9 protein-coding genes are annotated in these 15166 nt (G+C 53.4%); all 9 read right to left on the bottom strand.

Going from position 1 to position 15166, the window contains the following annotated elements:
* Positions 1-5: 5 nt before the first annotated feature.
* The 9 genes from D3H65_RS06830 to D3H65_RS06790 all read right to left on the bottom strand — a co-directional run bounded on the left by D3H65_RS06830 (position 6) and on the right by D3H65_RS06790 (position 15113).
* Positions 6-2324 carry a Gldg family protein gene (locus D3H65_RS06830; protein ID WP_119049545.1) on the bottom strand — a complete coding sequence of 773 codons (2319 nt, stop codon included), beginning with the start codon at positions 2322-2324 and terminating at the stop codon, positions 6-8.
* A 27-nt stretch (positions 2325-2351) separates the two neighbouring features.
* Positions 2352-3668: a MutS-related protein gene (locus D3H65_RS06825; protein ID WP_119049544.1), complete on the bottom strand. Its 1317-nt coding sequence runs from the start codon at positions 3666-3668 to the stop codon at positions 2352-2354.
* 2 nt (positions 3669-3670) lie between these two features.
* Positions 3671-4963 (bottom strand): MutS-related protein, encoded by a 1293-nt coding sequence (locus D3H65_RS06820; RefSeq protein ID WP_119049543.1) that lies wholly within the window; start codon positions 4961-4963, stop codon positions 3671-3673.
* 12 nt (positions 4964-4975) lie between these two features.
* A complete protein-coding gene (locus D3H65_RS06815; protein WP_119049542.1) occupies positions 4976-7273 on the bottom strand; it encodes an ABC transporter permease subunit in 2298 nt (765 codons plus the stop codon).
* Between the two features lie 2 nt (positions 7274-7275).
* A complete protein-coding gene (locus D3H65_RS06810; RefSeq protein WP_119049541.1) occupies positions 7276-8208 on the bottom strand; it encodes an ABC transporter ATP-binding protein in 933 nt (310 codons plus the stop codon).
* Between the two features lie 13 nt (positions 8209-8221).
* Complete coding sequence (locus D3H65_RS06805; RefSeq protein ID WP_119049540.1) at positions 8222-8965, bottom strand: DUF4397 domain-containing protein; 744 nt, start codon at positions 8963-8965, stop codon at positions 8222-8224.
* Positions 8952-10406, bottom strand: a complete 1455-nt coding sequence (locus D3H65_RS06800) for a RagB/SusD family nutrient uptake outer membrane protein (RefSeq protein ID WP_119049539.1) — start codon at positions 10404-10406, stop codon at positions 8952-8954. The genes D3H65_RS06805 and D3H65_RS06800 overlap by 14 nt, the downstream gene beginning before the upstream one ends.
* Positions 10407-10417: 11 nt before the next feature.
* Positions 10418-13816 (bottom strand): SusC/RagA family TonB-linked outer membrane protein, encoded by a 3399-nt coding sequence (locus D3H65_RS06795; protein ID WP_119049538.1) that lies wholly within the window; start codon positions 13814-13816, stop codon positions 10418-10420.
* A 115-nt stretch (positions 13817-13931) separates the two neighbouring features.
* Entirely contained in the window at positions 13932-15113 is a 1182-nt protein-coding gene (locus D3H65_RS06790) for a FecR family protein (RefSeq protein WP_119049537.1), read from the bottom strand.
* Positions 15114-15166 lie beyond the last annotated feature (53 nt).

The raw sequence follows: 15166 nt of genomic DNA, 5'->3' as shown, positions 1-15166 counted from the left end.
GTTTGTTATTTTCTTTTTCGCCTGATCAATAATAAGGTGGCCCCCAACAGAACAATGGCCGGTATGATGTAGACATACACTATATACAGCGCGCGCGCTGCATCAAAGCCTATTGTCACTTTGGTATCAATGGGGTCCGGGTAGCTGGTATAAACGGGATAGTCGTTGTACAGCATCCAACTGAACATGCCATTGCGGATGTCTCCGCCATAGACGCGCCTCGGCGTCATGAAGTCGGCGTCGCCGGACACCATGATCCTTTGTTCTTTGCCGTTGATGGTCCGTTTCAACCGGATACCGATCACAAACGTGGATCGCTTCACGTCACCTTCTGCGGCTGAAAAAACAGGGGCGGCCGAATCGCCGGTGTACACGCCGTTCTCGATCCATCCATCGCGTTCCGGTGTTTTGTCGCAGATCGTTTCGATGGTAAATCCGTTTACCGGCCGGAAACTGATGTTGGCGCCACCGGAGAGGTAGATGCTGCCTGTCCTGTCTTTCTGCACCGCTTTGAACAGCATTTCTTCGTTGGCCATATGGGTGCCGGTCTTCGTAACGCTGGTATTGAACGTATGGGGCAGGTCGTGTTTGTCAGGAATGACGATGGTGCCGGGGTCGAGGGTGACGCCGATCGTTTGCAACAGTGGGTTGAGCATGCCCTGCTTGCCGGGTTCACCGTATAAGATGGCATTGCCGCCTTTGTCGAGGTAGTCGATGATCTTCCGCTGCTCTGTGGTGTCCAGCGCCGATTTCGGATCAGCTACTACGAGGAAGGCTGTATTGGCCGGGATGTTTTGCCGCGCCAGGGAAACGGTGTCCACATCAACACCCATATTGAGCAGGGCATACCTGCTTTGTTTGTAATTGGTGTTGGGCCCATACTCGCGCTCACCATTCCTGAACGGGCTGCGTTCATAATGCCCGGTGGTGAAATAGATGGCCGGGTTGGCCGGCCGTACCAGCCGTCTGATGGTGCCCGCTACGTGCGTTTGCTCGGGGAATATCTTAGTGTCGGGGTAGGTGCGCAGGAATTGTTTCCGGCCTTTGTACTCCAGTTCCATCAGCAGGCCGAGGTTGTCTTCCTGTTGCAGGTTGGCGAGCTTCCTGATTGCTTCCGGTTTTTTAAAACTGTTGACGTCCACATCGTACAGTTCCGCCATGGTGGCGGCTGCCTGGTCTACCGTTTTACCGGGGAAAGAGGCCATGATCTCCTGGTTCGATTCGTTGACGTCGTAATAATACTCGAACCGGTACCGGATATGCGGGTAGAACTGCACAAACTTTTCCCAGTATAGCCAGATGTATTTGTTGCGACTGCGCGGGAGGCCATCCATGGGCGATGATTTGCCAAGCAGGTTCGTGTACAGGGTAATGGTCAGCGGCGAACCGTCCAGCTCTTTCAACACCTGCTGCATGGCAGGATGAATGGTGTTCAGCCGGTCGCGCGTCAGGTCGAGGTAACCCACATAACCGGGACGCGAGGACGCATAACCGATGGTCAGCGTCACCAGGCTCACCAGTGTGTAGCGCCCGAAGGATACTTTCCAGGATTTCGACTCCTGCGTGCTCCGCAGTTTGATGAGGGTAAAAGCCAGGAACATCACAATGATGATCACAAAGTACAGCACATTGCTGGTGGTGATCAGCCCGCCGATCATCTCTTCGGCCTTGTTGGTCATGGCGAGGAAGTAGGTGAGGTCGCGAAAGAAATCATACTGTTGCCATACTTCCTGCAGGTTCTCGAGGATAAAAAATACCACGAAGGTGAGGATGCCGGCCACTACCTGGTACTGCGTTATGCTGGAGATGAACAGCCCGATGGCGATGAACGCGGCAGACAGTAAAAAGAACCCCAGCAGGATGGCGAGGTACCAGGCCACTTCGGCATGGATGATGGTGCAGTACCCGGTAGCAAAGAGGATGGCTACGATGGCAAGCACCATGACATTGAAGACGAGCAGGCCAAGGTATTTGCCCAGCACGATGTCGCGCACACGGATGGGCGATGAATACAGCAGCTTCATGGTGCCGGCGTTCACTTCGCGGTTGATCACGCCCATGGTGAGCAGCGGGATGAACAGGTAGAGTTTTTCCAGCACGCTTTTTATCGGGGCGATGAAGATGGCGATCGAAAGGGCTGTTGGAAATCCATCCCAGGTGGGGTTGGTCTCCAGGTTGGCTTCCTGTACCCGCGCTATATCCACGAGGGGATCTACAAACCGGAACCCGGATACGATGTAGAATACCAGCAGGATCAGCCAGGCAATGGGCGAATAAAACAGGTTCCTGAACTCGGCCCTGGCTATTTTACAGATCATTTTCATGACGTTGGAATAAATAAGTTTGGTTCTTTAGTGACCGATCAGTTCAAGGATGCCTTCATTCCTGATGATCAACATACCCTGCCGGTCTTCGGTAATGCCGGGCTGCAACCGGTAAGTGTATTGCGGCACCGATCCTTCCATGATGGTAGGCATGTAGGTAAACCGGATGTTCTTTTTAGCTTTGAGGGCCTCCCCCACTTCGATGATGTGGGTAGACACGATGAACAGGCAGTTCCTGTATTCCGCAAAGGCTTCTGTTACGGCCAGTGTGCCATCGTAAGCGTCTTTTACATTGGTGCCTTTGAACAACTCATCGAACATCAGCAGCAGGTATTTGCCGGTGCTGGTGGCCTCGGCGGCATTCTTTACGCGCACCACTTCCGCATAAAAATGGCTGTAGCCCAGCGCAATGTTATCGGCCACGTTGATGCTGGAATAAATGCCTTCACGTATAGAGAACTCCATCGATTGCGCGGCCACGGGGAAACCGATGTGTGCGAGGTACAGGGAGATGCCGATGGTCTTCATCCAGGTAGACTTGCCGGCCATGTTGGCGCCGGTGAGGAAGATGACGTTGCGGTCGACGGCCATCTGCAGGTCATTGCCAATGGCTTTGTCGATGCAGGGATGTTTGAGGTTGGTGGCCGACAACGTATTGGCCTGCCGGGGAAGGGCATGCGCCCAGGTGAAGCCTTTCTCTGCGGCCACACTGCCGACAGTGATGTTGACATCGATCTCGGCAATGAAATGAAGCACTTGTTTGATGGACCTGTTCGCTTTTGTTTTCAGCAGGTGGTCATAAGCAGCGATGGTCTTTACCGGGATCGCTTTGTAGATATCTGTTCCGATCAACTGCATGAGGGCCGGCGTTTCGAGGATGTTCTGAATGGCTTTGGCCCTTTCGCCATAAGCACCGCCCATTTGTGCCAGCATAGCGGCAAAGGCGTGGCATTTTTTGAGGGTGACGATGGTGGCCTGCAAACCCTGGATCAATACTTTGTACTGCCCGTCGCGGGCCAGGCTGGACAATGTTTTCTTCAGCACCACGTGCAGGTGTGTAGCAACGCGCCCCTGGCTGCCGGCAGCATCGATGTATTCCCGCATTAGTCCTACCTGGCCGGCATCGAAGGGAAACTCCAGGCCGGCCTGCCGGAAGAACCGGAACATGGCCACGCGTTGGTTGATCGCTTCTTCGTCGGTCAGGGGTGTGCTGAACAACTGGTCCAATAGCTGTTCGCCGCCTCTTGTCTTTACTTTATTGAAAAGAAAATACACTGATCCGCTGCGGAATTTGCCCATCAGGTTCAGTTCATCGAGGGATTGTCTGTCTATGGTGAAGTTCATAATTAACCGTTCTTTTTTCCTGCTGCTAAAATGTCGAGGATGTTTTCATTGCGAATGATGATCATGCCATGCCGGTCGTCGGTGACGCCCTCCTGCAAGGTGTAGGTGTACTCCGGTGTGTTGCCGTTCATGCGGGTGGGCAGGTAATAGAAGCCGATCGTCGGTTGCTGCTTCAGGGTATTGGCGGCTTCCACGATGTGGGAGGAAATGATGAACAGGCTGTTGCTTTTCCGGGCAAATGCCCGGGTGATCTCCACGGTGCCTTCGTGCGCATCTTTTACATTGGTACCCCTGAACAGTTCATCGAACACGACAAAGATGGAGCGGCCTGCGTTCAGTTCGACGGCTATTCTCTTTACGCGCAGCACTTCTGCATAGAAATGGCTGGCGCCAATGCCGAGGTTGTCGGGCAGGTTGATGGTGGTGTAAAGACCGTCCATGATGGAGAACTCCATGGCTTTGGCCGCTACGGGAAAGCCCATGTGCGCAATGTAAACGGCAATGCTGAGCGAGCGCAGGAAGGTAGACTTGCCGGCCATGTTGGCGCCGGTGAGGAATACGACAGAGCGCTGGCCATCCATCCTGATGTCATTGCCAATGGGTGCTTTCAAAGCAGGATGGAAAACGCCTTGCACGTTGATTACGCGCCCGGGACCGGTGTGCACGACGGGGAAAATGAACTGGTGCTTGTTGGCCATGGTGGCTACGGAAATGTACACATCCACGAGGTAGATGAAGTGAAGCACGTCGATGAACTTCTTCCGCTCGCGCACCCGCACCAGTATATCGTAGGCGGTGATAGCTGCATAGGAAAGTTTGGCGCCGGGCTTTTCGTTGAACACCGGCTGCAACCCCTCGTCCTGTAACAACAAGGTCATATTCTTGCGCTGCTGCGACAGCCCTTCCACTTTCACGGCATCGCCTTTTTCTACAAAGTCACGCACGGCATGCAACAATTCGATGGCGGCCATCACGCCGGCAGCGATCTCTTTTTCTCCCAGTGTGCCTCTTTGCCCGTCGCGGTGCTGCGCGGACTGCGACAGGTACTTTTCAATGTTGTCGAGCAACACGGGCCGGAAGGGAAACGTAGTGCCCAGTTTGGCAAAGGCGGCTATGACGGATGAGCGCGCGATGATCTGCTCCCGGTCGGACAAGGGGTTGCGGAACATTTCTTCCAGCACCGCTTCGCCGCCGCGCGTGAATGTGTTGTTGTAAATATCGTAGATACCGGGTTGCTCGCGCCTGGCAAACAGGCGTAAGTCCTCCATAGTTTGATCGTCCGTTTGTAATAACATGTTGCTGTTTATTTATTTTCTCTTCCTTCTTACCAGTAAAACAATAGCGAATAGCAGCACAAGGGCAGGCGCCACATACGTGTATACCACTTTTAACACCTTGATGGTAACCGGCCGGGCGGTAAAGAACTTGTCTGTAGGGCCGGGATAGTTGGCGTAGAACGGGTAGCGGTTGTCCAGCAGCCAACTGTAAAAGGCGTTGCCTACCCGTCTTCTGAAAGGGGTGAGCATGTCGGCATCACCGGTTATCAATATCCGTTGTTTACCACGCGTGAGGGAAACGCCCAGGGTGTATTGGTCCAGCCGGATATCTCCTTCAGCAGCGGAAAAAGAAGGTGCTGCGGAGTCCACCACCAGTATGCCATTCTCTATCCAGGTCTTGTCATTGCCCTTGATGCTGATGAGGGGCTGTACCTGGTAGCCACAGTCTGCCGTATAACGGAGGTTGACGCCCCCTTCGATGGGATTGTTCAACACTTTGACGGCCCCACGACTGTAATCGTACATATCTCTCTCCATCGCCAGGGTGGAACCGGCATGCGTGAGCTGCCCCAACAGGATGTGCGGCATTTCATGCTCGTTGGGATGCACGATGGTACCCATGTCTGCCTGCACGCCCAAGGGGCGCAGCAAGGGATTGATGATGGACTGTTTCTTCATTTCGGCAAGGACCAGCGCATTACCGCCTTTGTGCAACCAGGCGTTGACCTTCTTTTGTTCTGCGGGCTGCAGCTCGGTTCTCGGGTCTGCGATCACCAGCGCGGCTGTGGTGGCAGGTATATCGGCTGTCAGCAGGTTGATCGTATCGGCGTCCATGCCCAGGTTGATGAGGCTGGTCCTCGACGCAACACTCAACACATGTTCGCCATAATCTCTTTCGTTTCCTTTCCAGGGATTACGTTCATAATGCCCGGCGGTAAACAGGAATTTGGGCACGCGGTCTCTCGTCAGCCGGGCGATGGTGCCTGCCACACAATCCTGGTTAGGCCACACGGCATTATCCCGGAAAGTGCGCAGCCAGGTCGTTTTGCCTTTGTAGGCCAGTTGCATCACCAGTTGCGATCCTTCCTGGTGCAGGTCGATGGTGCGGCGGATGGCGGCAGGCGGCATGAAAATGGATTTCCGGATGCCCAATTCTTTGGACACTTTTTCGGCGATCTGGTCGATGTTGAGTGCAGGATGCATCCTGAACATCGTACTATCTTCGGAATAATGATCGTAGTAATACACAAACCGGAACTGCATGTTGGGATAGAACCGCCGGTACTGCTCCCAGAACTGCCACAGGTAAAAGTTCCTGTTTTGTGGCAGCCCGTGCAGCGCGTTGGCGCCAAACAGGTTGGTGTACAGGGTAACGGTGAGGGGTGACCCATCCAGCTCCTTCAACACACTTTGCGTGCTGGTGGAGATGGTGTTGATCTTTCGACGGGTAAGGTCCCAGTATTTCACCTGGCCGGGCCGTCCGGAGCAATAACCCACCAACAGCACAGCTACAAAAAGTGCCATATAACGGCTGAAAGCTACTGTCCAGGGCTTGGACTCCTGCGTGCTGCGCAGTTTGATCATGGCGAAGCCCAGGAAGAGCACGGTGATCAATGCGAAGTAAAAAATATCCCGGGTAGAGATCAGCCCGTTCAGGAAATAATAGGTCCTTCCGGAGATCGACAGGAACCAGGTGAAGTCCCTGAACAGGTCGTACTGCTGCCAGAGGCCTCCGATCGTATTGAGCATAAAGAAAACGGCAAAGGTCAGTACGCCGGCCACGATCTGGTAGTTGGTGAGGCAGGATATGAATACGCCTATCGCGATGTAAGCATTGGCCAGCAGGAAGATGCCCAGCAGCGCCGCAAAATGGTGGTTGATCTCCGGGCTGAGGGTGATCAGGAAAGCCGACACCAGGAAGACCGTCGTGATCAGCATCAGGGTGACCATCAGGGATAGTAGCCCCAGGTATTTACCGAGCACTATTTCCCGGGTCCTGATGGGAGAAGAATACAACAGTTTGATGGTGCCTGCATTGACCTCCCGGTTGATGGTGCCCATGGTGAGCAAAGGGATGAACAGGAATATATTGGCCGCCAGTTTACGCATTACGGTGCCGGTGAGCTCGGCCGTCAATCCTGTTCCATCAAAGCCCGTCCAGTGGGGCTCTGCTTCCATAAACACTTTCTGCAAGCGGTAATAGAGGGTCATCGGTTCTGTAAAGGCCACTCCACAGACGATACAATAGAACAGGATCACAAGCCAGGCTACGGGCGAATAGAACAGGTTCAACAATTCAGCCCTGGCTATTTTCAAAGTGTTCTTCATGGTCAGCGTGCAAATTGAGACTGGTGAGATAATTGTTTGAACACATCGTCCAACAGCGACTTCTCCAACCCGATCTCTTTCAGCCGCCAGTTGCGCTGCACGCTTTCTTTGATGAACACCTGGGTGATGTCTGCAGAGCCGGAAAAGTAGATACGGCATTGGGTGTTGGAGAGGTATTGCACTTTGGTAACGCCGGGCACTTTCAGCAGCTCGGATTCAGGCGGTATCACTTCCATGGTCACCAGCATCGACTGCGGCTGCACATAGTTGTTGAAAGCATCCATCGAGTCGGCAAATACGATGCGGCCGCCTTCGATCATGATGATGTCGCGGCAGAGCAGGTTGATCTCCGACAGCACATGCGACGACAGCAGCACGGTGTGATCGATGGCGATCTCTTTGATGAGCTTGCGCGCCTCGATGATCTGGTTGGGGTCCAGTCCATTGGTGGGCTCATCGAGGATCACCAGTTTGGGCCGGTGAATGATGGCCTGTGCAATACCTACCCGTTGCCGGTAGCCGCCCGACAGGTTTTTGATGAGCCGCTCACTGAAGTGGGTGATGCCGGTGCGGTCCATAGCAATGGCCACGGCCTGCTTTATCGTTTTCTTCTCCATGCCCCGCAGGTCGGCGGCATAGGTGAGGAATTCATTCACGGTGAAATCGGTGTACAAAGGCGGGGTTTGCGGCAGAAAGCCAAGCTGCTGTTTGGCCAGCCTTGCATTGACGCGCTTATCGATGCCGTTGATGAACACTTCGCCTTCGGTCTGGTTCAATACGCCGCACATGATGTTCATGGTGGTCGATTTGCCGGCCCCGTTGGAACCCAACAGGCCCACAACGCCTGTTTTATTGATCTCGAAACTGATATCGCGGATGGCCCAGGCACTGGCATACCTATGGGAGAGTTTCTCTACCCTTACAATTGCACTCATAAAATTCTACTGGTTATTTTTCCTGATAGTATGTCCTGGTAATTTTCAGGGCGTTGTTGTCCGATGCATTCCGTTTACCGGAGAAGATCATCGCCCAGTTCCTGTAGAGGAAACGGTTGAAATCGGTGTTCGCTCCGTTGATCTCCGTTACCTCTTCTGTCCACAAGAGGTCGCCGCTGGCGGCATCGCGGAATTCAAACACATAAGCGGCACGGCTGTGACCGGCGGGGATGGCCAGGATGGACGACACCTGTTTGTACGGAAGGTTTTTGATCAGGCTTCCGTTGGCCTCGCCCTGTATGTTCACACTGATGGGTTGGTCGTTGCTGAGGTTCACCACCTGCAGGTACGTGAGGCTGTCGCCCGTTTTGTGGGGGCTGAACTTGTTTTCAACAAAGAGGTGATCTGTCTGCGTCTTTTCGCCCAGCAGGTACAGGGTGTAGGATCTGCCATTGACAAGATCGAACCGTTTATCGAATACAGGTTGATCTTTAGCCAGGGTATCCGGGGAGGCAAAATACCGGGCCCACACCTGCGGCGTTCCAAAGCTGACCTTGGACATCTGTCTGCTGAAGATCATTTGCGAGTACTTATAGGTGAAAGGTTGGGTCCCGCTGTAATTGCCATACAACAATACGCCATCGTTCAGGCCGTTGAAGACTGAGAAGGTAAAGGGCTGCCCGTTGTTGACAGTCTGCTTTTCGCAAGCGGCACAAAGGGCCGTCAATACGATGAGGAATATTTTACTGCACTTCATAGCCGGGATTTTGGGTGATGTTTTTATTGTTGATGATCTCCGTGGCTGGTATGGGGTACAGCAACTGGAAGTCGCCTGCCCAGGGCTGCTTGGCGGTTATTTGTGACAGAACGGCTTTTGCTTTGCCGGTCCGTTTCAGGTCCAGCCACCGGTGGCCCCACTCGGCAAACAATTCAAAGCGGCGTTCATTGGCAATGGCCTCGGTGACCTGCGCAGCGCTCAGGGTAGCCGGCAGGGGCAGCAGCCCGGCCCTTGGCCGCAGGGCATTGAGATCGTTGATGGCTGCCTGTTTGTTGCCTTCCGACAACAGCAGGGATGCTTCTGCGCGGATGAGGTACAGTTCGGCCAGGCGCATCACCATGTAGTACTGTGGCTGTGGTCCGTATTGCACAGCATCGGTTGGCCCCAACGTGTATTTATAGGCGGTGAAGCTGCCGCCATCTTCCAGCATCCAGGTGGTTTTTCTTTTGTCATTGGCTTCAAACGCATTGAGCAACTGGTTGGTGAAGCGATAGGTGGAGGCAACAGTGAGCAACTGGTGCCGGAATAGATATCCTTCGGGGGTGGCATTTTTGAAGCCGCTGTTTTCCGGGTTGGGTTTCAGTTGCAGGATGGCTTCCCGGCTGGTGGCCGTAAACACGTTCGACAGGTCCTGTTCGAGGGAGAAATAGTCCGTCTTCCCGATCACTTTGCCGGCGCTGTTCATTGCTTCCTGGTAGTGGCCGGTATACAAATACACCCTGGCCAGCAGGGCTTCTGCAAACCAGGCGTTCACCCGCACGCGCTCATCCTTGCCTACTGAGAAATCGGATGCCAGCAACGGTTTTGCTTCCACGAGGTCTTTGGTGATCTGTTCATACACTTTAGCTACGGGGGAGCGCGACAGGCCACCGGTTTTGCTATAGTCGATGGTGAGGGCCAGCGGCACATCGCCAAAGAAGTTGACGAGGTAGAAATAAGCAAAAGCACGCAGGGTCAGCGCCTCACCCCGCAGCTCTTTCCGTACACTGTCCAGCAAGGTGGTGGAGGCAGCCAGGCCTTCCAGTACGGCATTGGCGTCGTACACCGTCTTGTAAGCAGATTTCCAGGCATAACCGGGCATGATGGACCTGGCGGTGGTAAGGTGGTTGATGTTGAGGTAATACAGTTCACTCCGGCCGGGGCCATCTGCATTGTACATTTCATCGGAAGAAAGGCTTCCCAGGATGGTGGACAGGCCGGCGCCGAAGTTCTTTTCGCCGGCGCCGTTCATCAGTGCAAATTCGGTTCCATGTATCAGCTTACTGTACAGGCCGGCCACCGCCCATTCTGCCTGTGCATTGTCGGAAAACAATTGTCCGGTGGAGATGGTGGTCTTTGGCGGATCTATTTCGATCAGCTTTTTGCAGCCTGTCAACAGGCAGAGGGCCATGGCAAACAGTATAGAAGGTTGATTTCGCATGTCGGTTGGTTTTAGAAAGTGAAGTTCAGGTTGGCAGCAATGGTCCGGGCGATCGGCGAGCCGCCGTTAATGCTTTGTATTTCCGGATCGATACCCCGGTACGAGGTAATGGTGAGCAGGTTCTGCGCACTGATGCTGAACCGGCATGCCTGGATGTGCAGCTTTTGCAGCAGCTTTGCCGGCAGGTCGTAGGAGGCGGCAAGGTTGGACAGCTTTACATAAGAGGCATCTGTATAATACCGGTCGGAATTGGTGATGGAGCTGTTCAATATGCCGGTGGTGTATTTGGGATAAAGCACCTGGTCGCCTGGTTGCTGCCAGTGGTTGTTGGCTATTTCAGCCGGCAGGACAAGGTTTTGCATCTTTCCCAGTTGCAGGCTGAAGTAAGGGTCCAGGCCCAATTGCTTTCTGTAGCTGAACTGGCTGCTGAGGGTGAATGCCTTGTACCCTACCTGCACACCGAAGCCACCGGTATACTTAGGATCGAGGTTGTATACGATGTAGCGGTCGTCCTGTGGTGTTTGCGGAATGACGGAACTGAAAAAGCTGATCGACCCGTCCTTGTTGTGGTCTTCCAGCAGGAAATCACCCGTTGCCGGATCGATGCCGGTGTAATGAAACAGGTATTTCAGGCTCAGCGACTGGCCAATGGCGTACAGATCGGCATAAGGCGATGATTCCAGTCCGGGATATTCGACGAGCTTATTCTTATTGATCGCCATGTTGAAGCTGACGGAAAGGTGCCAGTCTTTGGTATCCAGTATCCTTCCATTAAGGCTTATCTCCCACCCTTCGTTGCGCACGACGGCAGGCCAGTTGGCGCGGATGGAGGGGAAGCCGGTATAATCCGGCGTAGACATATTGGTGAGCTGGTTGCCGGACGACTTCCTGTAATAACCTGCTTCGATGTTGATCCGGTCGTGCAGGAAACCCAGGTTGAGGGCTACATCGAGCTTTTGGGTAGTCTCCCACCTGAAATCGGGGTTGACGGGCCTTACGAGGTTGAAAGCGGGTGTGCCGTTATAGTCGTACAACAGGTTGGAGCCGCCGAGGTCCACGCTATTGCTCCAGCGGGTCAGGAACTCATAATCGTCCACAGCATCGCTGCCGGTGATGCCATAGGATCCCCGCAGTTTAACGAAGGTAAACCAGGCAGGCAGTATGGCTTTCATCCATTCTTCTTCGGAGGCGATCCAGGCCAGACCTGCGGAACCGAAGTTGCCGAACTGTTTACCGGGACCAAAACGGGAAGAACCGTCGCGCCGTGCGCTCAGGTTGGCGATGTATTTATTGTCCCAACGGAAGTTGATGATCCCGAAGGCAGCCACGTATTTGTATTCGCCGGAGCCTTCAAACAACTGACTGAACGCTGCATTGTTGGGGCTTCTGATCAGGTTGTCATTAGGGAATCCCAGGCTGACGGTGGATAGGCCTTCATTTTTTACGTTCTGCAAACTACCACCAACCTGAACGGACAGATTGCCTTTGCCACCGATGAATGACCGGTATTGTAACTGCGGTTCCACGATCCAGTTATTGGCAGTCGACTTTCCGAAGATAGCGCTCGACAGGTTGCCATAGGCAGCATCATAGGAGGCAGCGGGCGAGTACAAAGCATTGTTGTTGCTGGTAAAATTGTAGCCTGCATTGACGGAGAAGGTCAATCCTTTAACGGGCTCATAGCTCAACCGCAGATCGGTATTGATGATATTGCTTTTGCTTTCAGAAGGTCTTTTCAATTCGCTGAACGGGAATAAACTGCTGTACTGACCGCGGTAAGGAACAAAGTTGAACTCCCCTTTTTCGTTGTACACGTCGGGCGCATTGGGCGGCGTATGGATAAACCATCCGGGTGCAATGGCATCTGCACTGGTGACGGCGATGCGGCTGGAAAAATTGATCTGGAACTTCTGGTCGAGGCTCGTATGTGTAATGTTTCCTGCCAGGGAGCCCCGCTGTGTTTTACCGCCCTGGTTCATCAGTTCCTGCTGCGATTGATAACTGCCTGAAATAATATAATTGGTATTGGCAATACCGCCAGACACGCTGGCATCGGCCGACAGTTGTTCGCCGGGGGCAAAGAAATAATCCTGCCAGTCTACCTGGCGGTTTTGGTCCCAGATGGTAAGATCGGGGGCCGTGTATTGGTCGGGCGTGATACCATCATTGCGGAAGGCTTCCCGGCGCACGGCCAGGTATTGCGCCGTATTCATCAGGTCGAGCTTTTTGGGAATATGCGTTTGCCCCCGGGTGACGTTGATGCTGAACCGCGTTGGCCCGGGCTTTGCTTTTTTGGTGGTGATGATGACCACGCCATTGGCGCCCCTGGCCCCATAGATGGCGGTAGCGTCTGCATCTTTCAGCACATCGATGCTTTCAATGTCGCGGGGATTGAGGAACAACAAGGGGCTTTCGCCTGCCGTGTTGGTACGCCCGGCCTGCACAGGTCCGGCATTGATCCCTGCATTGCTCAGGACGCCCACATTCAGGGTACCCTGCGGCACGCCATCGATCACGTACAAGGGTTCGGTCAGTGCGTTTGGGTTCAATGCGTTCCTGCCGCGTATCTCCAGTTTGATGGGCGCCGCAGAGTTGCCTGTGGCAGGCGTCATCACCAGGCCTGCTACCCTTCCTTCCAATGCCTGCAACACGTTCATCACCGGTTGCTTCTGGATGTCTTCCGACTTCACCGTGCCTATACTGCCGGTGGCATAGCGACGGGATGTTCTTCCATAGGCGATCACCTGCGCCTCATCGAGGATGCTCAGGGATTTGTTCAACGTCAGGGTCAGGTAGATCATGGCCGGGTTGCTGTTGTCCGCCGTAAAAGTGACTTTGCTTTTGGGTACCAGTTGAAATTTATCCTGCTGCTTCACCACGATAAATTCCACGGTCTCGTAACCGATCATGGAGACCTCTATCACGGCATTGGCCGCGGCCTTCTTAAGCTGGAAACCGCCGAAGGCATCTGTAGTCGTACCGTTGCCGGTATTCTTCACGCGGATGGACACACCCTGCAACGCATCGCCGTTGTCGGCGCGTATGGCGCCATTGACCGTCAGGTCAGGATCGATCGTGATGGTGATATTGATAGCTGCTTTCGCAGCAGCATTGCGGGACAGTATGATCGTTTTATCCTGGATGATGTAGTTCACAGGTTGATCGGTAAACACGAGCTGCAGCACCTCCTCCAGCGGCATGCGGGTGACGCTGAGGGTGACGGGTTTGGTATCGGTCAGCATGTGCTGGTTGTAGAACACGACGTAGCCGGTTTGTTTTTTGATGGCCATGAACACCTGTTTTAACGGAATGTCTTTTCCGGCGAGGGTAACCGATTGCGCAAGGGCGAACGTGCCGGTCAATAGGAGAACAACAGTGAGCAGGAGATCACCGTAAGCAGTTTTTTGCATACCTTTACCAGGTTTTGGTTGTTAAATATGAGTACCAGCTCTGTTTTCAACCAGCTAAATCTTATCCGGAGGTGCGTCAACACATCCGGATTTTTTATGCCGGCCGTTTTGATCATTAAGGCAAGACAACGAGTGTTCTTCCTTCCAGTCGAAAATGTATATCTGATTTTTCAAGAATAAGCAACAGGCCGGCCAGCGAGATATTCTTGGTCATTTCGCCGCCAAATACAATATCAGGTACTCCCTTTTCGTACACCACTTCTATATCGTACCAACGCTCGAGTTGTTTCATCACTTCCTTCAGCGTAGCGTCTTCAAAGTTGAAAAGGCCGTTCTTCCAGGCCATTACTTTGCTGGTATCAATGTTGTTTACTACCTGTACTCCTTCTTCTACCTGCGCCTGCTGGCCAGGTTTTAAAATAGCTGATTGTTGCGAAGCTGTATTGCCGGCTGCTCCCGATTCTTGCCGGGGCCGGCTGCCGACCTTCACGCTGCCTTCGAGTAGTGTTGTTTTAATGGTGGCCATATTATCATACGCTTCCACATTGAAATGTGTTCCCAATACTTCGATATCGGCCCTGTTATCCACATGCACCACAAAGGGCATCCTGGCGTTTTTCATGACTTCGAAATAAGCCTCTCCTTTGATCGTCACTTCGCGCTTATCGCCTGTGAATGCTGTGGGATATCTTATGGAACTGGCAGCATTCAACCACACTACTGTTCCATCCGGCAACTCTACCCTGAAATTCCTGCCTTTCGGCGTGGTCATCTCATTGAATCCGATCTCCTGGCTATTGTTTGACCTTACATTATAAATGAGTTTACCATCATGCAATACCGTTTCCGAACCGCCATCCCTGGCAATGATACCGTTGCCCAGGCTGTCGAGTACCAGTTGAGTGCCATTGGTGAGGGTAAGAATGGCGCCGCTTTTACCAGGTGGCAGGTCTGCCACCTGTTGGGTACTTTTAGTTGATCGTGTAGCAGTATTGGTTTGCAATACTATCAGTGAAACTGCGAGCAGGAGCACAGCGGCGGCAGCCCATATCCATCTCATTGGAAGGATACGGCGCGTAGGTTCATGGTCGATGGCAGCATGTATGGCGGTGAGCAGCTCCGGATTGTGTACCTCACGCACTTCGGGCATGTCTGCAATGATATTCCCATATTCATCCAGCACCGCTTCCAATTGTCCCGGTGAAAGTGTTTGCAGCCATTGGCGGAAGACTTCCTGTTCTTCTGCAGTGGCCTCGCGCCTTGAAAGCTTAACTAATATTTCATGTTGTCGGATCATTCCGGTAGGTATAAAACGAACCCCGGGAACCGAAGTGGACGGTGCCCGGAAAA

Origin of the sequence: Paraflavitalea soli (assembly GCF_003555545.1) — a bacterium.
Taxonomy (GTDB): domain Bacteria; phylum Bacteroidota; class Bacteroidia; order Chitinophagales; family Chitinophagaceae; genus Paraflavitalea; species Paraflavitalea soli.
The sequence above is the reverse complement of the archived record's forward strand: the minus strand, read 5'-3'. Positions and strand labels throughout refer to the sequence as shown.